Below are 25,162 nucleotides of genomic sequence, written 5' to 3'. Positions count from 1 at the left end.
GGCAAACAGCCCGAGTTTGTTCTGGATCGACGATACGCCGGGCGAATGCCTGGCGGTCTATAAAAACAAGAGATCAGACCATCATGATAACCACTATGACCCTCGACGCGGTGTCGACCACGCGCGCCAATGCCTACCGCAAGACCGCCTGGCGACTGATGCCGTTCCTGATGCTGTGCTACCTGTGCGCGTACCTGGACCGTGTCAATGTCGGCTTTGCCAAGCTGCAGATGATGAACGACCTGTCGTTCAGCGAGACCGTCTACGGCCTCGGTGCCGGCATGTTCTTCATCGGCTATTTCCTCTGCGAAGTGCCCAGCAACCTGACCCTTCATCGCGTCGGGGCAAGACGCTGGATCGCCCGCATCATGATCTCCTGGGGCATCATTTCCGCCCTCTTCGCCTTTGTCGAAACCGCCTGGCAGTTCTATGCCCTGCGCTTTCTGCTCGGCGTGGCGGAAGCCGGTCTGGCACCGGGCCTGCTGCTGTACCTGACGTACTGGTTCCCCTCTTATCGCCGCGCGCGCATGACCGTGCTCTGGTTCATCGCCATCCCGCTGTCCGGCATGATCGGTGGCCCGCTGTCGGGCTACATCATGACCCGCTTCGCAGGCGTTCATGGCTGGGCCGGCTGGCAATGGATGTTCGTCCTCGAAGCGATCCCGACGGTGATCGTCGGCTTGCTGGTCCTGAGCTACCTGAAGGACGGCGTGCATCAGGCGACATGGCTGTCTGCCGAAGAAAAGGAACTGGTCAACAAGGAGCTGCAAGAGGACAACAGCCAGAAAGTGGTACACGCGTCGGTAGGCGCCTTCATTCGCGACAAGCGTCTGTGGCTGCTGGCATGCATCTACTTCTGCGTGGTGATGGGCCAGTACGCAATCACCTTCTGGCTGCCTACGCTGATTCGCAATGCAGGCGTTTCCGACCCGCTGCACATCGGCCTGATGACCAGCCTTCCCTACCTGTGCGCAATCGTCGTGATGCTGCTGATGGGGCGCAGCGGCGACAAGCATCGAGAACGCCGCTGGCACCTGGTCGGCCCGATGATCGCAGGCGCTCTGGGGTTAAGCCTGGCAGCGCTGTTCGGCGGCAATCTGCTTCTGTCAGTGCTCAGCCTGTGCATCGCCGCTGCGGGCATTCTTTCGGCGTCCTCCATGTTCTGGATGCTGCCTACCACGCTGCTGGGCGGAGTATCGGCGGCCGCCGGGATTGCCGGGATCAACAGCTTCGCCAATCTCGCGGGCTTCTGTTCGCCCTACCTGATCGGCTGGATCACCACCACGACCGGCTCAAGCGCCATCGGCATGTACCTGATTACCGGCGTGCTGTTCATCGGCGCCTATCTGGTGCTGCGCATCCCTGCCGCCTCGGTCAATCGTTGAGTCAACGGAGTAATCACCATGACAGCCACTACTTTATCTGCGCCTTCAACCTCGCTGGCGCAGCGTGCTCATAACATTCGCCGGCACGCATTACGCATGGGCCAGGTTCAGGGCCAGGGTTATGTCGGACAGGCACTGGGCGCTGCGGACCTGCTCGCCGTGTCCTATTTTCACGCGCTGAACTATCGGCCTGAAGACCCTGAATGGGAGCAGCGCGACCGCTTTTATCTGTCGATCGGCCACTATGCCATTGCGCTGTACGCGGCATTGATAGAGGCCGACATCATCCCGCTCGATGAGCTGGAAACCTATGGCTCCGACGACAGCCGATTGCCCATGTCCGGAATGGCCACCTACACCCCCGGCATGGAAATCACCGGCGGCTCACTGGGTCACGGGCTGGGCATTGCCGTAGGGGCCTGTCTGGGTTTGAAACGCAAGAACTCCCGTTCTTTCGTCTACAACCTGCTGTCGGACGGCGAGCTGAACGAAGGCTCGACCTGGGAAGCGGCCATGTCCGCCTCGCACTGGAAACTGGACAACCTGATCGCGATCGTCGATGTGAATAACCAGCAGGCCGATGGCCACTCCAGTGAAGTGCTGGCTTTCGAACCCATCGTGGATCGCTGGCAGGCGTTTGGCTGGTTTACCCAGCGCGTCGACGGCAACGACTTGAACGCACTGGTCGCAGCCTTCGACGCGGCCCGCCAACACGCCGGCGCTCAGCCCAGGGTCATCATCTGCGACACGAAAATGGGCAAGGGCGTGGCGTTTCTGGAAACCCGTGAAAAGACCCACTTCATCCGCGTGGATGAGCACGAATGGGACGTCGCACTGAACAACCTCGACGAGGGGAAAACCGTATGAGCTCTGCCAATAACACCTCGGCTCCGTCCGTTGCACCGAAGAAAAAACTCACTACCTCGGCGATGATCGCGTCTATCGCGTCCGAGGGTCAGGCCACTCGCCCGGCTCCGTTCGGCCATGCATTGGCGGCGCTCGCGGAGCAACGTCAGGATATCGTCGGGCTGTCGGCTGACCTGTCGAAATACACCGACCTGCACATCTTCGCCAAAGCGCACCCTGAACGTTTCTACCAAATGGGCATGGCCGAACAATTGCTGATGAGCGCGGCTGCGGGCATGGCTCGGGAAGGCTTCGTACCGTTTGCGACCACTTATGCGGTGTTCGCCTCACGTCGCGCCTACGACTTCATCTGCATGGCGATTGCCGAGGACAACCTAAACGTCAAAATCGTCTGCGGCCTGCCGGGCCTGACCACCGGCTACGGCCCCAGCCATCAGGCCACCGATGACCTGGCGATCTTTCGCGCCATGCCCAACCTGATGATCGTCGACCCCTGTGATGCACTGGAAATAGAACAGGCGGTCCCTGCGATCGCAGCGCATCAGGGCCCGGTGTACATGCGCCTGCTGCGCGGTAACGTGCCCTTGGTGCTGGACGAATATGGTTACACATTCGAGATCGGCAAAGCCAAGACCCTGCGCACCGGCAACGACGTGCTGATCATCTCCACCGGCCTGATGACCATGCGTGCCCTGGAAGCGGCCAAGGCACTCCAGGCCGACGGTGTCGATGTTGCAGTGCTGCACGTGCCGACCATCAAGCCGCTGGACGAGCAGACCATTCTGGCTGAAGCCAGAAAACCGGGCCGTTTGGTGGTGACCGCCGAAAACCACTCGATTATCGGCGGGCTGGGCGAAGCAGTGGCGACGGTGTTGCTGCGCAATGGCGTTACACCGACCTTCAGGCAGATCGCCCTGCCGGACGCTTTTCTCGACGCTGGAGCGCTGCCTACACTGCATGATCGTTATGGCATTTCCACGCCCGCCGTCTGTACGCAAATCAAGGCGTGGCTTTAAGCACTGACAGGCGCAGGGGCTTATTTCCCTGCGCCTCGGGAGCACGTATTGAACGCCGATGAATTACTGGACCCGGCCTATCGTTGGTTCATGGACGAGCCGTCGAGCAACTGGACGCTGCACACCCTTGCCGACATCAGGGCTCGCGTCAGCGCCTCATGGGCAACCGCCGCCACCAAGCGCGGCGAGCAACACTGGACCTCCTCCGATTCGGACAACGGCGTCAGGTTATGTCTTTATCGTCCGGACCTTTCGCTCTCTCACTCTGGACTCCCCGTCATCCTGTATATCCACGGTGGCGGCTTTGTTCTGGGCAGCCCGGAGATGGCCGATGATTACCTCGCAGAGCTAGCCGTCGAGCTCAAGGCAATCATCGTCGCTGTCGATTATCGGCTCGCCCCCGAGCATCCATTCCCGATCCCGCTGGAAGACTGTTACGCAGCGCTGGAGTGGATATTCAGCCACGGGCCGACGCTGGGCATGAACACCGGTAACCTGGTGATCATGGGCCACAGCGCCGGCGGCGGGCTTGCTGCCGCGCTCGCTCTGCTGGCAAGAAACAAAGGGCTGCGGACACTCGCCGGTCTGGTGCTGATCTACCCCATGCTCGATCACCGCACTGGCGCGCCTGACGCTCCGCCAGCCAACCCGACTACCGGCACTTTCAGCTGGTCGCGCCAGGCCAATCATTTTTGCTGGGAAAGCCTGCGCGGTGCCTACGCACTGGACGATGATCGCAAGACCCTGTTCTCCCCCGCACTGGCCACCGACCTGAGCGATCTGCCGCCCACTTTCATCTGCGTTGGCGCACTCGATCTGTTTCTTGAAGAGGACCTGGCATTCGCACTGACCCTGTCGCGCTCGGGGGTGCCGATGGAATTGCATGTCTACCCAGGCGTGCCGCATATGTTCGATAAGTTGCCAGGGGAGCAGACAGCGCAGGCTACGCAAGATATTGCCCGCGCCGTTCGCAGGATGATTGCCGCGGGCTTATGCGACTAGAATGACGCACACGTTGCATCACTCGGAAACAAGGGAATGTATGTTCAAGCAATGCCTGTTACTGGCTACAGCCATCTCACTGAGCGGCTGCTGGAGCCTGATGTATCACCTTGATGGTGAACGTTGCGTCTATCCCGGAACACGACACGGCTGGGCATGGGGTACCAAAGACGTGACATCAACCTGGCCCTGGCTGATAGACGTACCGTTCTCTCTGGCGCTGGATACGCTGTTTTTGCCCTACGACCTCACCGCTTTCCTGCCGGAAAACCTTGGCGGTGATGATCGCGAGTGCCATTTCAATGATGGGCTGAATGTGCTTGGTTGAGAGGGCCCTACAGAGTTAAGGACTCCCCTCTCTTCAGGAATGCATATTTTACGACTGGAAAAGGACACGCCTTGATGCTAGCCACGAAACTTCACCTCCTGTGCGGCAAGATCGCATCCGGTAAATCGACGCTCGCGAAGTCACTCGCGGCTGAATATTCGGCGATTCTGCTGAGTGAAGATCAATGGCTCTCTCGGCTCTACCCTGACGAGATCAAATCAGTGGCGGACTACGTGCGTCTGGCCCATCGGATTCGCGACATCATCGGCCCTTTGGTCATCGACATGCTGAAGTCCGGCATGTGCGTGGTTCTGGATTTCCCAGCCAATACGCTTGCCGACCGCCAGTGGCTTCGCAGCCTGGCTGAAGACGCTCAGGTTAAGCATCGACTGCACTATCTCGATGTGGAAGATGATATTTGCCTTGCCAGACTGCATGCTCGTAACGAAACAGCAGAGCATGACTTTGCGGCTACAGATGCGGAGTTCAGGCTGATCACGCGCTACTTCCAGACTCCACACACTGACGAGGGGCTGGATATTCTGGTTCACCGCCTGTAATTCATCAGAGGGCGCGTGGCGACGTCCTTCCAAGAGTCTGATTTCTGATGCTCCCGCAACAGGCACCCTGCGTAGCCGGTCGGCAAAGATCGGGACAAACGGATGCCTTAACGCCACTCCACAACGAAGCCTGCCATATGAACCTTCGGCCGATATGGCGCTCACTTTATAGGTTGCCTTGTCTCATTGCCGAAAGGAATTCGCATGCTTTCGACCTCACCATCGAACCCTCTTGCCAGCCCTGTCGAGCGTGAGCTCAGTCTGCGCGCGGTGATTACCGGGGTTGTGCTTGGTATCCTGCTGACGCCTTCCAATGTGTACGCCGGGTTGAAGATTGGCTGGTCGTTCAATATGTCGATCATCGCCTTGTTGATCGGTTATGCGATATGGCAAGGCCTGTCAAAGCGTTCGTCCGCGCACCTACCGTGGACGCTACATGAGAGCAACATCAATCAGACCGTGGCATCGGCGGCTGCGTCGATCATTTCCGGTGGGCTGGTCGCGCCGATTCCGGCTTATACCTTGCTGACCGGTCAGCAACTGGATGCCGTCCCGATGATCGCCTGGGTATTCTCGGTAAGTTTTCTGGGGATCTGGATTGCCTGGTACTTGCGCCCATCACTGCTCAACGACAAGTCGCTGAAGTTTCCCGAAGGCATGGCCACTCTGGAAACCCTGCTACACATCTACAACCATGGGCGCGAAGCCGCAATACGCTTGAAGGTGCTGCTCAGCACCGCGTTGCTGTCTGCGCTGGCCAAGTGGGTCGACACGTTCATATGGGCCTTCCCGCGCTGGTCGCCGAGCGCTCACCTGGAGCGTCTGACCTTTACCGCCGACCCTTCGCTGCTGCTGGTGGGGTTTGGCGCAATTATCGGCATTCGCGTCGGCATTACCCTGCTGCTCGGTGCTCTGCTGGCCTGGGGCGGCGTGGGGCCGTGGCTGCTGGAACAGGGGCTGGTGATATTACCAGCCGACAGCAGCGGCCCGCAGTTCGCAGCACTGGTGGAATGGTTGCTGTGGCCGGGTGTAAGCCTGATGGTCTGCTCGACCCTGGCCTCATTGGTGATTCGTTTGTGGGCACTGCACAAATCCACCAGAGCCAGTGGCGGGACGACGTGGTCAATGCCAAAGGCAGGGCCAGCCGCCGGTTTCGTACTGGCGATCATATTGGTCGTTAGCCTGCAGGCGCTGTTGTTCGGCATTAACCTGTGGATGGCGTTGCTGACCATTCCCCTGGCAATCTGCCTGGCGGCCGTGGCGGCTCGAGTGGTCGGTGCCACCGGCATTCCTCCCATTGGGGCAATCGGGCAGTTATCCCAACTGAGCTTCGGCATCGTCGCGCCCGGGCAGGTGCCGATCAACCTGATGAGCGCCAACACGGCCGGAGGTTCTGCCGGGCAATGCACGGACCTGATGAACGACTTCAAGGTCGGCCGGGCGATTGGTGCCACGCCGCGTAAACAGTTGATCGCCCAGACACTGGGGATTTTCGTCGGCAGCATCGTCGGCGTCCTGGCTTACATGGCGCTGATCCCGGACCCGCAATCGATGCTGCTTACCGAGGAATGGCCCGCCCCGGCGGTGGCCACCTGGAAAGCCGTCGCGCAAACGCTGACCCACGGCCTGGATTCATTGTCAGCGAGTATCCGCTGGGCAATTTTCATCGGCGGGCTGGCGGGGTTGTTGCTGGGCATCCTCGACAGCACGTTACCCGCCCATCGCACCCGGTACATGCCGAGCGCCGCCGCCCTGGGCCTGGCTTTTGTCCTGCCAGCCTCAGTATCTCTGATGATGGCCCTTGGCGCGGTGCTCACCTGGCTGGTGAACTGTTGCTGGCCGTCCCTTACAGAACGCTTCGCCATTACCGCAGCGGCAGGCCTGATTGCCGGAGAGAGCATCACCGGTGTCGGGGCGTCGCTGTGGCAGATGGTTGGAAACGTAGGGTAATCGACGCGTGTATGAGCAGATATTCCAGCTGGTATCATCCACGCATCTGCAAGCGAGTTGAAGAGCATGAATCGTCGTAAAAAAATACAGCAGCTACTGAAAGCCCACGCAAAAAAGGCCAGCGCAAAACTGGCCCCGCAGAGCAAGGCCAAATACATCAGCAAGGCCGACCGCTTGAAGCTGGCGGCCGAAGCGGATCAGGATTCGGTAAGCCTGTCCGAAGGCTGACCAGCAACATACGCGCCTTGGCGACGCAGAGCGTGCGGAACGATAACCGCAACTATCGTGCGGCGCTCTGCGTCGCATGCCTTTCTGGACGCTCTGCGTCCTCTTGCGACGCAGAGCGTCGAGAACTGCGTTACCACGCTGGAGCATGGGAACGAGAGGTGTCCGGGAGAACACTTCTCGTGACTATGCTCGGCGCAAGCGCCTCAGGCATGGCGGTTACTTGGCGAAAGAATATTCCCCGCCCTGCTCCAAAGCCTTGCGGTACGCAGGCCTGCTCTGCAGTCTTTCAACCCACGCCGTCACATTCGGGTACGGCTGCAGCATTCCCTGAGCCTTGGCGAACTCGCCAATGAAGCTCATCTGAATATCCGCGCCACTCAGATCTTCTCCCAACAGATAAGGCGTCAACCCCAGAGAGTCGTTCAGGTAACCCAGATAATTGGCCAGCTCTGACTGGATTCGCGGATGCAGCGGTGCGCCAGCGTCACCCAGACGTCCTACGTACAGGTTGAGCATCAGCGGGAGAATGGCCGAGCCTTCCGCGAAATGCAGCCATTGCACGTACTCATCGTAGGTAGCGCTGGCAGGGTCCGGTTGTAGTCGGCCATCGCCATGACGGCGGATCAGGTAATCGACAATGGCACCTGACTCGATGACAACATGAGGGCCATCTTCAATAACCGGTGATTTGCCCAGCGGGTGCACAGCCTTGAGTTCAGGCGGCGCAAGATTGCTTTTCGGGTCGCGCTGATAACGCTTGATCTCGTAGGGCAGGTCGAGCTCTTCAAGCAGCCACAAAATGCGCTGCGAACGTGAGTTGTTCAGGTGGTGGACAGTGATCATGTCGGGCTCCGCGGGGGTGAAAGTGTCTAGAAAAGACTGCGCTGCCACCGGGGAGTGCCCTGAAATGCTGTTACTTCGACGAGCGTGCCGGAAAGACTGCGCTGATGAGCTAGGCACCGATGAAAATTTCAGGCGCCTCTGTCACTGGAGCCGGCCGCTGGCTCGCCACGAAGTTCTCGCTCCACTGCGGCTTTATCAATGACCGACCAGACGCTGACAATCTTACCGTCGCTGAATGTGTAGAACACGTTTTCAGAAAAGGTAATACGCTGACCATGCGCATCCAGCCCCAGAAATCGCCCCTGCGGCGAGCAGTCGAATATCAGGCGGGCAGCAACCTGTGACGCCTCAACCACCAGCAAGTCAATGTTGAAACGCAGGTCAGGGATAATCCTGACGTCGTTTTCCAGCATCGCCCGGTAGCCGGCCACGCTGATCCGCTCGCCGTTGTATTGCACATCGTCGTCGACGAAATCGCCGAGATCCTGCCAGCGGCGTTCGTTAAGACAGGCGATGTAAGCTCGATATTGCTCGGCCAGATTCATGGTGCGCCCTCCTGTTCAAAAAATACTTGAAGCAGCCTTTTTAAGGGGATGCTTCAAAAGATATGCGCTTCTGCGCATCTGAATGCGCTCAGGCCAACGCCTCGGCCGGACCAAAAAACTCATAATGGCTCTGCCGGTCCGGAACACCCAGCTCGTGCAGCGCGCGCTTCATGAACACCATGAACGGCTTCGGACCAAGAAAGTAGGCCTCGACATCCGTGTCCTCCGGCAACCATTGCTGCAGATGCTCCGTCGAAGCAAGCCCCGTCACGGTATTTGCCGGTACATCACCGGCCTTAGCTTCGCTGTAAACCACGTGCGCCGCAAACTGCGCATATCGCTCGCGCCAATCATCAATGACCGCCTGGAACGCCTGCACGCTGGCATTACGCGCGTAGTGGATAAACACGACGTGTCTGCCACCTGCCTGCAACGCCGCTTCCGCCATGGCCAGCGTCGGGGTGATGCCGACACCGCCGCTGATCAGTACCAGCGGTTTGCTGCCTTCGATAAGCACGAACTCGCCAGAGGGCGGGAACAATTCTAGGGTGTCGTCCACTGCGACCTGATCGTGCAGGTAGCCGGACGCAACGCCGCCCTGCTCTCGCTTGACGCTGATGCGATAGCTCACACCGTTGGCAGGCGCAGAGAGCGAGTAATTTCTACGAATTTCTCCGCCTTCGGTGTTCAACCGGATACCGATGTACTGACCGGGCTTGTGCGCGATGACCGGTTTACCATCAACAGGCTGCAGGTAGAACGACATGATCTCGCTGCTTTCCGGCACCTTGCGAACAACCTTGAACAGCCGTCCGCCACGCCAGCCACCCGGTGCTGCGGCGATGCTTTCATACACATCGCGCTCGGCACTGATCAGCATGTCAGCCAGTTGCTGATACGCCGCAGCCCATGCATCGATCACTGCATCCGTTGCGATCTCCGCGCCCAGCACCTCGCGAATGGCGCGCAGCAGGCAGGCACCGACAATCGGATAATGCTCCGGCAGTATCTGTAGCGCGACATGTTTGTTGACGATCTGCGCCGCCAGCGACCCGAGGTTTTCGAGGCGATCAACATTGCGCGCGTACATCAACACCGCATTGGCCAGCGCCCGTGGCTGTGCGCCATTTGCCTGGTTGGCCTGATTGAACAGCGGACGAACCTGAGGATAGTCATTGAGCATGATGCGATAGAAATGAGTGGTCAGTGCCTCCCCGCCTGTTTCAAGGATCGGTACGGTGGCTTTAATGATGTCGCGATGGGCAGTGCTGAGCATAATCAATTCCAGAGTGAGCAGTTTCGTTACTGGAGTCAGAGCAACGCGCGTGCCAGATAAAAACTGCTTTGGAATCAATGAATAGCAGATTTTCAAGTCAAAAAGACCTAGTCTTATTGACCAATATCAAGAAAATTTTGGTCATTATGACCAGATCAAGTTAATCGTTTCAGCCATCCTCGCACGCAGAACGCATTCAAGAATTCAATCCCGACCGGGTTTGTAGGGAACTAGCGCGCAACACATCGCCCTAAGCCTGACATCTACGTACTGGCGCGACGCTGGTTTCAAACGAAGGACTTCAGATTCATGTCTTCAAGTAGCACCTCAGCAGCGGCCGATCCGCAAGGTCGGCAAAGCGCTTCACCGAATCGACTCATTTTTATATCCGTGCTCGTGGCCACTATGGGTGCGCTGGCGTTCGGCTATGACACCGGCATCATCGCCGGTGCATTGCCTTTCATGACGCTACCCACCGATCAGGGCGGGCTGGGCCTGGATGCCTACAGCGAAGGAATGATCACCGCCTCACTGATCGTCGGCGCTGCGTTTGGCTCGCTTGCCAGCGGCTACATCTCCGACCGTTTCGGACGCCGTCTGACATTGCGCCTGTTGTCGGTGCTGTTCATTGCTGGCGCACTGGGCACGGCCATCGCGCCTTCCATTCCGTTCATGGTCGCTGCGCGCTTCCTGCTGGGTATCGCGGTGGGTGGCGGCTCGGCTACGGTGCCAGTGTTCATTGCCGAAATCGCCGGGCCGTCGCGTCGTGCGCGACTGGTGAGCCGTAACGAACTGATGATCGTCAGCGGCCAGTTGCTCGCCTACGTTCTAAGCGCGGTCATGGCCGCTCTGCTGCACACACCTGGCATCTGGCGCTACATGCTGGCCATCGCCATGGTCCCGGGAGTGTTGCTGCTGGTCGGTACATTCTTCGTACCGCCGTCGCCGCGCTGGCTGGCGTCCAAAGGCCGCTTCGATGAAGCGCAGGATGTGCTGGAGCAACTGCGCACCAACAAGCAGGATGCGCAGCGCGAAGTGGACGAGATGAAAGCGCAGGACGAGGAGGCTCGTCATCGCCCGAAAGCCAGGGAGTTGCTGCGTCAGGGCTGGGTGATCAAGTTGTTGCTGATCGGCATCGGCCTGGGCTTTACCGCGCAGCTCACAGGCGTTAACGCCTTTATGTACTACACCCCGATCATTCTCAAGAATACCGGCATGGGCACCAACGCCGCTCTGACCGCCACCATCGGCAACGGCGTGGTATCGGTTATCGCGACCCTGCTCGGCATTTGGGCGATTGGACGTTATGGCCGTCGGCACTTGTTGATGACCGGGCTGGTGATGGTCATCCTGATGCAGGCAGCGCTGGGTTGCGTGTTGCAATTCATGCCGCAGAACCTGACCCAGAGCTACACCGCCCTCGCCTGCATTCTGGTGTTCCTGCTGTTCATGCAGATGTGCATCTCGCCGGTATACTGGCTGCTGATGTCGGAATTGTTCCCGATGCAGGTGCGCGGATTGCTGACCGGCACAGCGGTATCGATGCAATGGCTGTTCAACGCATCGGTGGCATTCACCTTCCCGATTGCAGTCGATACCATCGGCAACCCGACGTTCTTCATCTTTGCGGCCATCAACGTCGGCTCGTTGATATTTGTCTTCCTGTGCCTTCCGGAAACCAAAGGCAAATCGCTTGAGCAGATCGAGAAGCATTTGAAGAAGGAGCTGTAACGGCTGACCGGATGAGGCCATCAACGGCCTCATCTACCCTCCAGGCAGATCAGCGCACCAGCATCGAAGCTGCCGCCGCTACCATGATTGCCGCCGCACCGCGAAACAGTTTTCTCTGGGCGCGCTCGCTCGACAATAAATGTCGAATGCGCAATGCGGCAAATATGAATACTGCACCGACGCCAAGCAACACCAGCACGGTCAACGGCACCAGAACCAGCCCCCACGTCTGCAAAGAAACCGTTTCGAGATTGATGACCAACGGTAAAAGCGCCAGATAAAAGGCAATGGTCTTGGGGTTGCCCAAGGTGATGGTCAATCCTGAAGCGGCCGCAGACAGCAACTCTGTTTTCTTTGCTGATTTTCCGATTTCTATGGCTTGATGGTCTGCGAACCAGAACTGCCAGGCCAGGTAGCACAGATAAATCGCGGCTCCCCAACGCACGACCTGAAACAACGCATTGAAGTGTTCGGCAATCATTGCAAGGCCGAATACCACAAATGACAGATAGGTCAGATCCCCCAGGATGAGACCGGCCAGCAGGCAGAAGCCTGACAGCGCACCGCCACTGACACTGCGCGCAACCAGCGCAGCCATGCCAGGGCCGGGAATGGCTGCGGCAATGCCCAGCGCTGCCGAGTACGTAAGAACCTGAGTCAGATCCAGCATGTAGCACTCCTTGAAATGTAACAGCCAGCTTGAATACAGAGCCTGCTCAAGCTCCATGTTCAAAAATACTACGCGCTTGAAGCCGGAAAAAATCACCTGTTCTTACTGGCTGCGCGGCTGAAACCGGTATAAGTTTCCCCATCCAGGCGGAGTAACGGTATTTATGACCTCGCCGACGTTAAGCTCGATTGATATGAGGATCCTCACGGCCCTGCAACAGGACGGCCGGATCACCAATCAGACCCTGGCCGATCAGATCGGCATGTCTGCCTCGCCCTGCTGGCGACGGGTCAAACAACTTGAAGAGCATCGCTATGTGCTGGGTTACAGAGCGGTGCTGGACCGTCGCAAGATCGGGCTGGGTGTCATGGTGTTCATTCGGGTCAGCATCGACTCTCACAGTGAAGCCGAGGCAAGAAAATTCGAGCAGGTGGTCATGCAACTGGAGAACGTCGTGGCGTGCTACAGCATCGGCGGAGATGCCGACTTTCTGCTTCAGGTGGTGGCACGCGACCTGGATTCGTTTGCTGACTTCGCCATGACGGTGGTCAGAAGGCTCCCCGGGATTAAAGAGATGCAGAGCATGTTCGTCTTGAAGGAGATAAAGCCTTTCGTCTCATTTCCGGTCAAACCTTCGGCCTGACCGCATCAGGCTTAGGCCCTGGATGGCAAGTTCGGGTCAGCAAACATGCATCGCCTGCAAACATCAAACAATCGATCGTTTTCAATAAAGGAATAGTCATGTCCACGACCGAACAAGCCACTGTGACTTTCGACAGTGCCATCCCGATCCTGCGGATGTTCGACGAACGCAAAGCGCGTGAGTTCTACCTCGACTTTCTCGGTTTCAGCGTCGAATTCGAGCATCGTTTCGAGGCCGATCTGCCGTTGTATCTGGGGATCAGCCGCAACGGGCTGCATTTGCACCTTTCTGAACATCACGGCGACGCCTGTCCGGGGGCTGCGGTGTTTATTCCTACTCAAAACATCGAGCAATTGCGCGATGAGCTGCTTGGCAAGCAGTACGGTTATGCACGACCCGGCATTGTTCAGCAGGGCTGGGGCCAGGTACTTGAAGTCTGCGATCCGTTCGGCAACCGCATCAGGTTCTGCCAGAGTTGAGGCAAACGCATTAACGTCAGCGGAGACCGATAAACCGGTTGTCCGGCTGACGCCACCACTGCCTGCACAATGGATATGCCGTGATCCATCGTTGTGCACATTGCCGCGTTCAAGCGCAAAGATGACGCATGACTGCGTCGAAAAACTTCGCTAACAGCCTTTAATCCCCTGCCAATCCGCCTTCGGTCAACCTTGGCCCATAACGTGCAAACGTGCCAGCTCATCTTGTATACATGAATGAACACCACTATGACCGCACTCGATATTTCCCAACTTCAGTCGGCGTTACGTTCAGGTCAAACAACCCTGACGGCACTTGTGCAAACCCTGACGGCGCACATTGATGCGGATGACCGGGCGGAAGTCTGGATTCATCGCGTGCCCGTGACGCAGCTTCTTGAAAGGGCGAAGACACTGGAAAGCATTGCCGCAGAAGCGGGCGATTCGGTGTATGAGCAACTGCCGCTGTTCGGCGTGCCGTTTGCGGTCAAGGACAATTTTGACGTGGCCGGAATGACGACCACGGCTGCGTGCCCGGCTTTCGCCTACACGCCCGAGGAAAATGCTCACGTCGTCCAGCTACTGCTCGACAGTGGCGCGATACTGATGGGCAAGACCAATCTCGATCAATTCGCCACCGGTCTGGTGGGTGTCCGCTCGCCCTATGGGGCCGTGCGCAATGCCCACGACCCGGCCTACGTCAGCGGCGGTTCAAGCTCCGGCTCGGCGGTGGCCGTCGCGCGTGGCTACGTGAGTTTTGCACTGGGCACGGACACGGCAGGATCAGGCAGAGTGCCCGCCGGTTTCAACGGTATCGTGGGGCTCAAGCCCAGCCTTGGCCTGTTCAGCAGCCGAGGCGTGGTGCCTGCCTGCCGCACGCTGGACTGCCCGTCGATATTTGCCGGGGATGTACTACAAGCCTGGCAAGTGGCGCAGGTCATCGCGGCTTACGATCCGCTCGACCCGGCCAGTGTGGCCGTGCAGGCATTGGCGGTGGAGCGCAGGGCCCGGCGTGTCGCGGTGCCAAGGCACTGCGAGTTCTTCGGTGATGCTCAGGCGCAAACGGCTTACATCAAAACCCTGGAAGCCCTGCAAAGCGACCCGCTGGTAACTGTCGAACCCATCGACTTCGATGTCTTCGCCGAGACCGCGGCCCTGCTGTACCAAGGCCCATGGGTGGCCGAGCGGCGGGCAGCGGTAGGCAGATTCTTTACCACCCATGCTGACGATATTCATCAAGTGGTGCGCGGCATCCTGCAGAGCGCCGCTTCGTTTGATGCCGTGGACACATTCAATGCCCGCTATCGACTGGCGGAACTGACGCGAACAGCCCAGCAACTGCTGGCCGGGGTCGATGTGCTGGTGGTCCCGACGGCGCCCTGCATGCCGACCATTGATGCAGTGCTCGCCAATCCGGTCGAGTTCAATTCACAGCTTGGCTATTACACCAACTTCGTCAACCTGATGAACATGTGCGCCATCGCCATCCCGGCAGATCGCCGCGCGGACGGACTGCCTGCGGGCATCACGCTGATCGGCCCCGCTGGTGCCGACCAACGCCTGGCAGAAATAGCCGCAGCCTGGCAGCCACTCTTCGGCAAGGCAGACCAGAGCGAAGCCGTCGCGATGGCACCCCTGCCCCGCAACAGCCCTGTCGTGCAGGTCGCGGTTGTCGGCGCGCACCTCGTCGGCCAGCCGCTCAACTGGCAATTGCTCGAAGGCAGTGCCCGTCTGCTGCGTACCACAACCACCAGCGCAGATTACCGGTTGTATGCACTGGCCGGGACTTCGCCACCGAAGCCGGGCCTGGTGCGTGTGCCTGACCAGGGCGAGCGCATCGAAGTCGAGGTCTGGGAAATGCCGCTGAACCTGTTCGGGGCCTTCGTCGCCGCGATTCCCGCGCCATTGGGCATCGGTTCTCTGCAATTGGCCGACGGCCAGTGGGTCAAGGGTTTCATCTGTGAGCCAGTCGGCCTTGAGGGCGCGCTGGACATCACTGATTTCAAAGGCTGGCGCGCCTACCGCGCCGCGCACACATCTTCCATAGCTCATTGATCAGGGGTAGCACGCATGTCGAACGTTGATCGTCGCAGTTTCATCAAGTTGGCAGGCATTATCGGCCTGAGCGCAGCACTGCCGTTTGGTCGTGCCTACTCAGCCGACGCGCCGCTGGTGGTGGGTTTCATCTACGTCGGCGCTCGCGACGACTTTGGCTACAACCAGGCCCGCGCCCAAGCAGCGGCCATCATCAAGACGCTGCCCAACGTCAAAGTGATCGAAGAGGAAAATGTCCCGGAAACCGTGGCCGTGCAGAAGACCATGGAAGCCATGATCCGTTAGGACGGTGCGACACTGATTTTCCCGACCTCATTCGGCTACTTTGAGCCGCATGTGGTCAAGGTCGCGAAAAAGTACCCGGACGTGCGTTTCGCGCATTGCGGCGGCCTCTGGCAGAAAGGTAAGGACCCGATCAACGCGGGCAGCTTTTTCGGTTACATCGACGAAGCGCAATACCTGAACGGCGTGATTGCCGGGCACATGAGCAAGAGCAAAAAACTCGGTTTCGTCGCCGCCAAGCCTGTGCCTCAGGTACTGCGCAACCTGAATGCCTTTGCCATGGGCGCACGCTCGGTAGACCCGAGCATCGTGACCACGGTGATTTTTACCGGTGACTGGTCGTTGCCGGTCAAGGAAGCAGAAGCCGCCAACGGGCTGATCGACCAGGGCTGTGACGTGCTGACCTGCCATGTCGACGGCCCCAAGGTGATCGTCGAGACGGCTGAAAAGCGCGGTGTGATGACCTGTGGCTACCACGCCAGCCAGGCCGCGCTGGCACCAAAAGGTTACCTGACCGGTGCCGAATGGAATTGGGAAACGCCTTATCGCGCCCATGTCGCGGCAGCCCAGAGCGGCGCGCCGATGATCAACTTCCTGCGTGGCGGGCTCAAGGAAGGCTTCGTCAAAACGTCCGCCTATGGGCCCTCGGTGACTGCCGACGCCAAACAGCAAGCGGATGCCATCAAGGCGCAAATGATGGCCGGGCAGTTCGTGATCTTCAAAGGCCCACTCAAGGACAACAAAGGCGCAGTGGTGATTGCCGATGGTGTGTCACAAGGCCAGACCGACATCGCCCTGGAGAGCATGAATTACCTGGTCGAAGGTGTACTTGACCAGCTCTGAGGAATGTTCATGAGCCTATCCATTAGGCTGCGTCGCCTCGCCAGCGCGCTGTTGCCGGGGCTGCCTACGGTGTTGGCGGTGTTTTCCTCGTGCATGCTGTTCGGGCTGTTTCTGGCGGTTCAGGGCAAGCCTGCCTGGCAAGCCCTGCAACTGGTCGGCGAAGGCGCGTTTGGTTCATGGTTCGCCCTGGAAAATACCTTGCAGCGTGCAGCGCCATTGATGTTGACCGCGCTCTGTGTGGCTCTGCCCGCCCGGGCCGGGCTGATCATTATTGGCGGCGAAGGCGCGCTGGTACTGGGCGGTCTGGCAGCGCCAGTGACACCCTTGTGGCTCGGCCCTTTGTCACCTGGGGTGATGCTCGTCTGCATGGCCCTGGCGGCGATGAGCGTCGGCGCGCTGTGGATCGGTCTGAGTGGCTGGATGCGCCAGCGTCGCGGAGTCAACGAAACGATCAGCAGCCTGCTGCTTTCCTACATCGCTCTGGCGCTGTTCCGGCAGTTGGTAGAAGGGCCGTTACGCGATCCGGCAAGCCTGAACAAGCCTTCGACTCCACCGCTGGACGATGCCTATATGCTCGGCACGATCAGCGACGGTTTCGAGGTGCATTGGGGACTGGTGGCGGGCGTGGTCGCGTGTCTGCTGGCGTATGTGCTGGTGCGCCACAGCATCAAGGGTTTTGCCCTCGCCGTGGTCGGCGGCAACGTACGCACGGCGTTGATGATCGGTCTTCCGGTAGACCGCTTGATCCTGCTCAGTTGCCTGCTGGGCGGCGCGGCAGCGGGTCTGGCCGGAATGTTCGAGGTCACTGCTGTGCAGGGCAGCGCCAACGCCGCGCTGATTGCCGGCTACGGCACCAGCGGCATCCTGGTCGCCTTTGCCGCACGCCATCATCCGCTGGCCATTATCGTTTGTGCCATTTTGCTGGGTGGTCTGGAAGCCAGTGGTGGGCTGCTGCAACGACGGCTTGGCCTGCCAGACGCCACCACGCTGATTCTTGAAGGTCTGCTGTTCACCAATCTGCTGCTCTGGGAAGCCCTGGGTGGGCGTATCGCCGCCTGGAAGATCAGGCTGACGGCGTCGCCCGCGTCACTCGACAAGGGAGCACTGCAACATGGCTGATATCGACCTGACTACCTTTCTCCTCGCCCTGCTGGCCGGAGCTATCCGCGTCGGCACACCTTTTTTGTTCGTCAGCCTGGGCGAATGCCTGACCGAGAAAAGTGGCCGGATCAATCTGGGGCTGGAAGGCATTCTGGTTGCCGGCGCGATGTCCGGATACGCCGTGGCGTGCCTGAGCGGCTCGGCGTGGCTGGGCGTTGGCGCTGCCGCCGGGGTCGGCATTTTATTGGGGCTGCTGCACGGCCTGGCGTGCTCATTACCTCGGGTCAACGACATCGCGTTCAGCATCGCGCTGATTCTGCTCGGCACCGGGCTGGCGTTTTTTCTAGGCAAGGCGTTTATCCAGCCGCAAGCGCCCATGCTGCCTTCATTGGCGCTGGGTGCCTGGAGCGACGAAGAACGGGTGCGTTCGGCGCTGAATATCAATGTGCTGTTCTTCGTCGGCGCAGCGCTGGCATTCGTACTGCACTGGGGGCTGCGCACCACACGCTGGGGGCTGATGCTGCGCCTGGTCGGCGACCACGCCGAAACCGCTCAGGCGCTGGGCTATCGACCGCTCAAGGTGCGCATTCTGGCGACAGCGGTCGGCGGCGGATTGGCCGGAATAGGCGGCGCTTACCTGTCGCTTTACTACCCCGGCAGCTGGAATGAAGGGCTGTCCAGCGGGCAAGGATTGATGGCCGTCGCGCTGGTGATCTTTGCCCGCTGGCGTCCACTGGCGTGCCTGTGGGCGTCGTTGCTGTTCGGCGCTGCCGGAGCCATCGGCCCGGCCCTGCAAGCGGTCGGTATCAGCACCGGCTACTACCTGTTTGCCGCAGCACCTTATGCGCTGACGCTGGTGGTGATGTATGCCACTTGCCGCCGTGGTCGCACCCTGAACGGCGCACCTGGCGAACTCAGTCTGACGCGATGAACTGATCTTTTCGAGGAGGCATGCACATGGCCAGTGGTCTTGGTGGTTTGAACAAGTCGCCCAATGGTGTGGTGATCGGCCTGGCGCAACTGGCGCTGCCTGATCCGCACACCCGTGAGGCGTTGTAGGCACAAACACAGAAAGTGGTCAGCATGGTGGCCAAGGCGCGACGCAGCAATCCGGGCATGGACCTGATCGTGTTTCCCGAGTACTCGCTTCACGGCCTGTCGATGAGCACCGCGCCAGAGATCATGTTCAGCCTCGACGGGCCGGAAGTCCTGGCGCTGCGCGAGGCGTGCCGGGAGCAGCACATATGGGGCTGTTTCTCGATCATGGAGGCCAACCCACACGGCAATCCATTCAACAGCGGCCTGATCGTCGACGATCTCGGCGAGATTCGCCTGTATTACCGCAAGCTCCATCCGTGGGTGCCGGTCGAGCCCTGGGAACCTGGCGATCTGGGCATTCCGGTCTGCGACGGGCCGCGTGGCAGCAAGCTGGCGCTGATCATCTGTCACGACGGCATGTTTCCGGAAATGGCCCGCGAGTGCGCCTACAAGGGTGCCGACATCATGCTGCGCACCGCGGGTTACACCGCACCGATCCGTCACTCGTGGAAGATCACCAACCAGAGCAACGCCTTCACCAACCTGATGCAGACCGCAAGCGTCTGTATGTGTGGCTCCGACGGCACGTTCGACTCCATGGGCGAGGCCATGTTCGTCGATTTCGACGGCACGATCATGGCTGAAGGCGGTGGTCGGGCCGACGAAATCGTCTGCTGCAAACTACGCCCCGATCTGGTCCGTGAGGCCCGTGTGCACTGGGGCGTGCAGAACAACATCTATCAATTCGGCCATCGCGGCTATGTGGCGGTCAAGGGTGGCGCGCGCGACTGTCCTTACACCTACATGCATGATCTGACCGCAGGCCAATACCGTCTGCCCTGGGAAAACGATGTCGTGCATACCGATGGCAGCTCGTGCGGGTTTGCGGCCCCCGAGCGCGACTTCAAACCTACCCCCAGCAGTTGGGAGGAGTAATGCCATGAGTGAACGTCATATTGCATCGGCGCCCTACCCTTGGCCCTGGAACGGGCAATTGCATGCGCACAACACCGCGCTGATCGTCATCGACATGCAGACCGACTTCTGTGGCGTCGGTGGCTACGTCGACAGCATGGGTTACGACCTTTCGCTGACCCGTGCGCCCATCGAGCCGATCAAAGCACTGTTGGCGGTGATGCGGCCGCTCGGCTTCACCATTATTCATACCCGAGAAGGCCACCGCCCGGACCTCAGTGACTTGCCAGCCAACAAACGCTGGCGCTCGCAACGCATCGGTGCCGGCATTGGCGACCCTGGCCCGTGCGGCAAGATTCTGGTGCGTGGCGAACCGGGCTGGGAAATCATCGAAGAACTGGCACCATTGCCTGGCGAAATCATTATCGACAAACCCGGCAAAGGCTCCTTCTGCGCCACCGATCTGGAACTGATCCTGCGCACACGCGGCATCAACAACCTGATCCTGACCGGCATTACCACCGATGTCTGCGTGCACACCACCATGCGCGAAGCCAATGACCGCGGCTTCGAGTGCGTGCTGCTCGAAGACTGCTGCGGCGCGACCGATCCCGCCAACCATGCGGCGGCCCTGAGCATGGTCAAAATGCAGGGCGGTGTGTTCGGCGCAGTGGGACATTCCTCGATGTTTCGCGACCTGTTTGGAGCATGGACATGCACGCCCCAAGCCTTGAGACGATTGGTGCCAGCAAGCATTTCGGTACGTTTCGCGCACTCGACGAGGTGTCGTTCAAGGTCCGCGCCGGCACCGTCCACGCCCTGCTCGGCGAGAACGGCGCCGGCAAAAGCACGCTGGTCAAAGGCATCATCGGCTACAGCCCGCTGCAATCGGGCAGTATTCTGGTCAACAACCGCGAGCATGCGATCAGCACCCCGCGCGATTCTCATCAGTTGCATATCGGCATGGTGTATCAGCACTTCACCGTCGCGCCGGGCCTGAGCGTGGCTGAAAACCTGGTGCTCTCACGTGGTGATCTGCCGTGGCGTATCAACTGGACCCGCGAGCACAAGCGTCTCGAAGCCTTCATGGCAAAGATGCCTTTTCGTCTGGATATCCATCGGCCGGTCAGCAGCCTGGCCGCCGGTGAAAAACAGAAACTGGAAATCCTCAAGCAGTTGTATCTGCAGCATCGGCTGATCATTCTCGATGAACCGACCTCGGTACTAACACCGCAAGAGGCCGATGAAGTGCTGGGGCTGATGCAGGCGATGGCGCATCGCGGTGAACTCACCGTGCTGATGATCACCCACAAGTTTCGCGAAGTCAGCACCTATGCCGATGACGTCACCGTGCTGCGCAAGGGCCGCTGGGTAGGTACAGCGACAGTGGCCGATACCACCACGCAGCAGATGGCCGCCTGGATGATGGGCGAAGCGCAAGTGCGCAGCGTGAGCAACGATCGGCCGGTAATGGCAACCCGCACGCCTCAGTTGCAAGTAGAGGGGCTGGGTGTACCCGGTGACAAAGGCACGCTGGCGGTGAAAAACCTTTCTCTGGCGGTGCATCCGGGAGAGATCGTCGGGGTTGCGGGTATTTCCGGTAACGGCCAGCGCGAACTCACCGAAGCCCTGCTCGGCCAGCGACCATTCAGTGCCGGACAGATATCGGTCGATGGCCAGCCCTACCATGCGCAGCGTGAACAAATGCAGCGCCTGCGCGTGTTCAGCCTGCCCGAGGAGCCCTTGCGCAACGCCTGTATCGGCAGCTTCAGCGTGGCCGACAATCTGGCTGGCCCTGCGCAACGCCGCTGTGCCGTCAGGGCTGGCGTCTTGATCGTCATGCAATAGGCGCACAGGCACGCACCCTGATCGAACAGTTCAAAGTCTCGCCCAACGATCCGAACCGCCCCATCGGCACCTTGTCGGGAGGCAATGTGCAGCGCGCTGTACTGTCGCGTGAACTGACCCGCGACGTCGCGGTGCTGATCGTCGCCAATCCGGTATTCGGCCTGGACTTTGCCAGCGTCGCGCTTATCCACCAGCGCCTGATTGACGCACGTAACAGCGGCACAGCGGTCCTGCTGCTCAGTGAAGACCTCGACGAGCTGCTGAGCCTGGCAGACCGCATCGTGGTCATTCATGACGGCGAACTGGTTTTTGAAACCAGCGCAGCGGCCGCTGATCGAACCGAGCTGGGTCGACACATGGCCGGTGCCGAACAGCTTGCCGGAGAACCGGCATGATCAGCGTCAATGCGCGTCCGGACTGTTTCACGTTCGCCCCCTCCTGTGCCGCTGTGGTGATCATCGACATGCAGCGCGATTTCCTCGAACCCGGCGGCTTTGGTGCCGCGCTGGGCAACGATGTCGTACCGTTGCAGGCCATCGTGCCATCGGTGCAACAACTGCTGGCGCTGGCCCGTGATCAGAGCATCACGGTGATACACACTCGTGAATCGCACAGCGCGGACCTTGCCAACTGCCCGCACGCCAAGCTGGCCCACGGCTCACCAGGCCTGCGCATCGGCGACTCTGGCCCGATGGGCCGCATCCTGATTCGCGGCGAACCCGGCAATCAGATTATCGACAGCCTGACGCCGCTCGCCTGCGAGTGGGTCATCGACAAACCCGGCAAGGGCATGTTCTTCGCCACCGACCTGCATCAGCGGCTGACCGATGCTGGCATCACGCATTTGATCTTCGCAGGCGTTACCACCGAAGTCTGCGTGCAGACCAGCATGCGCGAAGCCAGTGATCGGGGTTATCGCTGCCTGCTGATCGAGGATGCGACCGAAAGCTATTTCCCAACCTTCAAACAAGCCACTCTGGACATGATCACCGCACAAAACGCGATTGTCGGGCGTGCAGCGTCGCTGGCCGATCTGCAACAGGCCCTGCAAACAAGGAGTACACACTGATGGACATCAATCTTGCGCACATCGTCGCCGAAGTGACCCACGCTTTCACTGATTACGAGCGCGCCCTGCTGGCCAACGAGCTGACCACGCTGGATGGGTATTTCTGGAACTCCGAACAGACCGTTCGCTATGGCGTCGCGGAAAACCTGCACGGTGCCGAAGCCATCGCGCGCTATCGACGCCACTGTCAGCCAGTCGGGCCCGGTCGCACATTATTGCGCACCGTGGTGAGCACCTTCGGTGAAGACTTCGCCACCGTCAGCACCGAGTTTCACGATGGCGTTACTGAGCGTCTGGGACGGCAGATGCAAACCTGGGCACGCCTGGACGGCGGCTGGAAAGTCGTTGCGGCACATGTCAGCATTGACCTGAGCAGCCTGGAGCCACGCCCTTGAATTCCCCCAACACCACCAACGCGCTGGCAGAAGACGTCTATCGTCGGCTCAAGCAGGAGATCTTCGACTTCTATCTACTGCCCTACGACCGCTTCACTGAAACCCAGCTGGCTGATCGTTATCAGGTCTCACGCACGCCGGTGCGTGACGCGTTGTACCGGCTACAGCGTGAGGGATATCTGGACGTCGAGTTTCGTCGGGGCTGGTCAGTCAAGCCGCTGGATTTCGACCAGATCGACCAGTTGTACGATCTGCGCATCGTACTTGAATGTGCTGCGGTCGAGCGTATCTGTGCATCCCACGAGGTGCATCCGGAACTTAATGTGCTGCGTCAGCACTGGCTGATTGATCGCAGCCAGTGGCAGATCGACATGCAAGTCGTCGCAGACCTCGACGAACAGTTTCACACCCAACTGGTGGCCGCCTCGGGCAATCTGGAAATGGCTCGTGTTCATCAGCAAGTGACCGAGCGCATTCGCATCGTGCGCAGGCTGGACTTCTTCAAAAGCGCCCGTATCGAACATACCTACCTGGAGCACGCCGCGATCCTCAATGCATTGCAGGCACGCAAACGGGACGAAGCGCTGCTGCTACTGCGCTCTCATGTGGAAATCAGCAAACTCGAAGTGCGCAAGCTGACGATATCGATGCTCAGTGATGCGCGACGGCGGCATGAAGCATGAAGCATTGAAGATTATCAGCTGCTTCTGCCGAGTTATCTGGTGAACGGGCGTCGGGAGATCGTTTCAAGATCAGATTGGCGATACCGCCAATTGTCAGAAACAGCTTTCGAATACGGAGCTCAAGCTCGCCCAGAATAAGCGCGTTGGATTCCTGCGACCTGCTATACGCGTCGGGCGAAGAGCGCTTTCCATTCTTGCGAAAAGCGCGGGTCGTTTGCCACGTTCGGAACGTCGATGGTTTTCCCGGTCAATATGCCTAGTCCACATGAGCCGCGCTTGCCGATAGTGATGTTACCCACAGAGCTTCAGAAAAACCGGACGGCAGATTCGGGAAAATGCGATACGTGAGTTGGACAAAACGCCTTTCAGAGGAAAACAGCGTGCTCGTCGTTGTTCAGCTATTAACGCTATCCTCGGCACTTTCCGGAAATGGAAGCCCACAATGACACGAGCCGTACTGTTGGTGCTGTTGATCCTCTCGGTTGCATGGCTGGCGCAAAGTGGTGATGGCGACGAAATGCACTGCCCTGACAAAGATGCGAATTTTTTTGCTGAATCCATCAACGCGTATTTTGACAAACATCCACCAAAAGCCGGTAAAGCCGTGACCATTCCTGACGGCACCCGTTACGACAATCGTACCCACTGGTGGATAGTTCCGGTCGACGTCGGCCAGGAAAGATTACAGGCGCTGTTGAGTTGCGACGGCCATCTAGAACTGTCCGGGCGTAAAACATGAACAACATTGCGCTGGATATCACCTGCCTGACGCCACTGCCTTACCATCGACAGGTCGTTGATTATCTGAAAACCAGCGAGCCCACAGTGTGGGGCTGGGCCTCGTCGCTTGGTGTCATCAGGACGTGAATGTCGGAAGCTCTGGAGGAAGCCATGAGGTCTGTTGCGGTCTGCAGTGTCTGTCAGCTGTGAGTGACAAGCCGGTCAAGTGCATCAATTGCCGAGCTGCACCATTCGGTCACACGCCCCAGAGCCGATCTTGAAGCAAACTCCAGCCTTCACGCTGCGACGGGGTTTGGAAGCACAAACAATTTGCTCGGTACCGTCTGCTCGTTCGGCAACGATAAATCCGCCCTTGGAAAGCACAACGGTACGACCAGCTGCCTTGGCTTTTTCGTAAGCCATCCGTGTCGCAAGAGAAGCCTGAGCCGGGATCTGAGCTTCAAGCTTTTGAGTGGCCTCTTCAGACAATGCTTTGTTGACGGCTTTAGGCATGAATCCTCCTGGTCCTTCTGCTTAGGTGAGCGTGAACGACTTCATAGTAGCCCGAAAAAATGCTTTTCGACACGAGACAGATTAAACCTTGTTTAGCAGATGTGGCGCAAACGAGAGAACTCTCTGCGCCAATTCCTTTCGTACAAGCAGCCATTTTACCGATGCGGACAACCCCGT

23 protein-coding genes and 6 pseudogenes are annotated in these 25,162 nt (G+C 59.3%); 23 read left to right on the top strand and 6 right to left on the bottom strand.

The window, feature by feature from the left end; all coding sequences use genetic code 11:
• The first annotated feature begins 83 nt into the window (after positions 1–83).
• The 8 genes from FFH21_RS06520 (at position 84) to FFH21_RS06485 (ending at position 7,336) form a co-directional block, all read left to right on the top strand.
• The gene (locus tag FFH21_RS06520; RefSeq protein ID WP_038820206.1) at positions 84–1,385 is read left to right on the top strand and encodes an MFS transporter; all 1,302 of its coding nucleotides are present in this window, start codon (positions 84–86) and stop codon (positions 1,383–1,385) included.
• A gap of 18 nt (positions 1,386–1,403) precedes the next feature.
• A complete protein-coding gene (locus FFH21_RS06515; RefSeq protein ID WP_004667419.1) occupies positions 1,404–2,252 on the top strand; it encodes a transketolase in 849 nt (282 codons plus the stop codon).
• Positions 2,249–3,268, top strand: a complete 1,020-nt coding sequence (locus FFH21_RS06510) for a transketolase family protein (RefSeq protein WP_011167980.1) — start codon at positions 2,249–2,251, stop codon at positions 3,266–3,268. The genes FFH21_RS06515 and FFH21_RS06510 overlap by 4 nt, the downstream gene beginning before the upstream one ends.
• A gap of 48 nt (positions 3,269–3,316) precedes the next feature.
• The gene (locus FFH21_RS06505) at positions 3,317–4,270 is read left to right on the top strand and encodes an alpha/beta hydrolase (protein WP_011167979.1); all 954 of its coding nucleotides are present in this window, start codon (positions 3,317–3,319) and stop codon (positions 4,268–4,270) included.
• A 40-nt stretch (positions 4,271–4,310) separates the two neighbouring features.
• Positions 4,311–4,598, top strand: coding sequence for a YceK/YidQ family lipoprotein (locus FFH21_RS06500; RefSeq protein WP_003314115.1), 288 nt, complete (start codon positions 4,311–4,313; stop codon positions 4,596–4,598).
• A gap of 74 nt (positions 4,599–4,672) precedes the next feature.
• Positions 4,673–5,158, top strand: coding sequence for an ATP-binding protein (locus FFH21_RS06495; RefSeq protein WP_004656155.1), 486 nt, complete (start codon positions 4,673–4,675; stop codon positions 5,156–5,158).
• Between the two features lie 204 nt (positions 5,159–5,362).
• Entirely contained in the window at positions 5,363–7,108 is a 1,746-nt protein-coding gene (locus FFH21_RS06490; RefSeq protein WP_011167977.1) for an OPT family oligopeptide transporter, read from the top strand.
• Positions 7,109–7,174: 66 nt separating this feature from the next.
• Complete coding sequence (locus FFH21_RS06485) at positions 7,175–7,336, top strand: DUF2986 domain-containing protein (protein WP_004656149.1); 162 nt, start codon at positions 7,175–7,177, stop codon at positions 7,334–7,336.
• A gap of 216 nt (positions 7,337–7,552) precedes the next feature.
• Here the strand turns inward: FFH21_RS06485 and FFH21_RS06480 are convergent, their stop codons facing one another.
• The 3 genes from FFH21_RS06480 to hmpA form a co-directional block, all read right to left on the bottom strand.
• The gene (locus tag FFH21_RS06480; RefSeq protein WP_004666102.1) at positions 7,553–8,179 is read right to left on the bottom strand and encodes a glutathione S-transferase family protein; all 627 of its coding nucleotides are present in this window, start codon (positions 8,177–8,179) and stop codon (positions 7,553–7,555) included.
• Positions 8,180–8,307: 128 nt separating this feature from the next.
• Positions 8,308–8,724, bottom strand: coding sequence for an ester cyclase (locus tag FFH21_RS06475; RefSeq protein WP_004656146.1), 417 nt, complete (start codon positions 8,722–8,724; stop codon positions 8,308–8,310).
• 88 nt (positions 8,725–8,812) lie between these two features.
• Positions 8,813–10,000, bottom strand: coding sequence for an NO-inducible flavohemoprotein (gene hmpA / locus FFH21_RS06470; RefSeq protein ID WP_011167975.1), 1,188 nt, complete (start codon positions 9,998–10,000; stop codon positions 8,813–8,815).
• Between the two features lie 309 nt (positions 10,001–10,309).
• Here hmpA and FFH21_RS06465 point away from each other — a divergent pair, with 309 nt between their 5' ends.
• Positions 10,310–11,731 carry a sugar porter family MFS transporter gene (locus tag FFH21_RS06465; protein WP_002552378.1) on the top strand — a complete coding sequence of 474 codons (1,422 nt, stop codon included), beginning with the start codon at positions 10,310–10,312 and terminating at the stop codon, positions 11,729–11,731.
• A gap of 49 nt (positions 11,732–11,780) precedes the next feature.
• Here the strand turns inward: FFH21_RS06465 and FFH21_RS06460 are convergent, their stop codons facing one another.
• Positions 11,781–12,401 carry a LysE family translocator gene (locus FFH21_RS06460; protein ID WP_011167974.1) on the bottom strand — a complete coding sequence of 207 codons (621 nt, stop codon included), beginning with the start codon at positions 12,399–12,401 and terminating at the stop codon, positions 11,781–11,783.
• 163 nt (positions 12,402–12,564) lie between these two features.
• Between FFH21_RS06460 and FFH21_RS06455 the strand changes: the two genes are divergently transcribed.
• The 12 genes and pseudogenes from FFH21_RS06455 to FFH21_RS06395 all read left to right on the top strand — a co-directional run bounded on the left by FFH21_RS06455 (position 12,565) and on the right by FFH21_RS06395 (position 23,752).
• Positions 12,565–13,044: an Lrp/AsnC family transcriptional regulator gene (locus FFH21_RS06455; protein WP_011167973.1), complete on the top strand. Its 480-nt coding sequence runs from the start codon at positions 12,565–12,567 to the stop codon at positions 13,042–13,044.
• A gap of 98 nt (positions 13,045–13,142) precedes the next feature.
• A complete protein-coding gene (locus FFH21_RS06450; RefSeq protein ID WP_005778215.1) occupies positions 13,143–13,523 on the top strand; it encodes a glyoxalase superfamily protein in 381 nt (126 codons plus the stop codon).
• Between the two features lie 249 nt (positions 13,524–13,772).
• Positions 13,773–15,578, top strand: a complete 1,806-nt coding sequence (gene atzF / locus FFH21_RS06445; protein ID WP_019741592.1) for an allophanate hydrolase — start codon at positions 13,773–13,775, stop codon at positions 15,576–15,578.
• A gap of 15 nt (positions 15,579–15,593) precedes the next feature.
• Positions 15,594–16,703 (top strand): annotated as a pseudogene (locus tag FFH21_RS06440) (BMP family ABC transporter substrate-binding protein).
• A gap of 9 nt (positions 16,704–16,712) precedes the next feature.
• Positions 16,713–17,822 (top strand): ABC transporter permease, encoded by a 1,110-nt coding sequence (locus FFH21_RS06435; protein ID WP_011167971.1) that lies wholly within the window; start codon positions 16,713–16,715, stop codon positions 17,820–17,822.
• A complete protein-coding gene (locus FFH21_RS06430; protein ID WP_004666108.1) occupies positions 17,815–18,735 on the top strand; it encodes an ABC transporter permease in 921 nt (306 codons plus the stop codon). The genes FFH21_RS06435 and FFH21_RS06430 overlap by 8 nt, the downstream gene beginning before the upstream one ends.
• 26 nt (positions 18,736–18,761) lie before the next feature.
• Positions 18,762–19,778: pseudogene (locus FFH21_RS06425) on the top strand (formamidase).
• Between the two features lie 4 nt (positions 19,779–19,782).
• Positions 19,783–20,466, top strand: a pseudogene (locus tag FFH21_RS06420) (cysteine hydrolase family protein); the annotation flags it as partial.
• A gap of 5 nt (positions 20,467–20,471) precedes the next feature.
• Positions 20,472–22,000: pseudogene (locus FFH21_RS30455) on the top strand (ABC transporter ATP-binding protein).
• Complete coding sequence (locus FFH21_RS06405; RefSeq protein ID WP_011167969.1) at positions 21,997–22,674, top strand: cysteine hydrolase family protein; 678 nt, start codon at positions 21,997–21,999, stop codon at positions 22,672–22,674. The pseudogene FFH21_RS30455 and the gene FFH21_RS06405 overlap by 4 nt, the downstream one beginning before the upstream one ends.
• Positions 22,674–23,069 carry an oxalurate catabolism protein HpxZ gene (gene hpxZ, locus FFH21_RS06400; RefSeq protein ID WP_004656117.1) on the top strand — a complete coding sequence of 132 codons (396 nt, stop codon included), beginning with the start codon at positions 22,674–22,676 and terminating at the stop codon, positions 23,067–23,069. Before FFH21_RS06405 ends, hpxZ begins: the two co-directional genes overlap by 1 nt.
• Positions 23,066–23,752: a GntR family transcriptional regulator gene (locus tag FFH21_RS06395; RefSeq protein WP_011167968.1), complete on the top strand. Its 687-nt coding sequence runs from the start codon at positions 23,066–23,068 to the stop codon at positions 23,750–23,752. The genes hpxZ and FFH21_RS06395 overlap by 4 nt, the downstream gene beginning before the upstream one ends.
• A 43-nt stretch (positions 23,753–23,795) precedes the next feature.
• Here FFH21_RS06395 and FFH21_RS30825 read toward each other — a convergent pair.
• A pseudogene (locus FFH21_RS30825) lies at positions 23,796–24,131 on the bottom strand (hypothetical protein); the annotation flags it as partial.
• Between the two features lie 63 nt (positions 24,132–24,194).
• Here FFH21_RS30825 and FFH21_RS06385 point away from each other — a divergent pair.
• Positions 24,195–24,491: a hypothetical protein gene (locus FFH21_RS06385; protein ID WP_004656114.1), complete on the top strand. Its 297-nt coding sequence runs from the start codon at positions 24,195–24,197 to the stop codon at positions 24,489–24,491.
• Positions 24,488–24,607: pseudogene (locus tag FFH21_RS30315) on the top strand (hydrolase); the annotation flags it as partial. The gene FFH21_RS06385 and the pseudogene FFH21_RS30315, both read left to right, overlap by 4 nt.
• A 96-nt stretch (positions 24,608–24,703) precedes the next feature.
• Here the strand turns inward: FFH21_RS30315 and FFH21_RS06380 are convergent.
• Complete coding sequence (locus FFH21_RS06380; RefSeq protein ID WP_004656109.1) at positions 24,704–24,985, bottom strand: hypothetical protein; 282 nt, start codon at positions 24,983–24,985, stop codon at positions 24,704–24,706.
• Between the last annotated feature and the right edge of the window lie 177 nt (positions 24,986–25,162).

This window comes from Pseudomonas sp. KBS0707, from assembly GCF_005937945.2.
Classification (GTDB): domain Bacteria; phylum Pseudomonadota; class Gammaproteobacteria; order Pseudomonadales; family Pseudomonadaceae; genus Aquipseudomonas; species Aquipseudomonas amygdali.
This window is presented reverse-complemented; position numbering and strand designations above follow the sequence as displayed.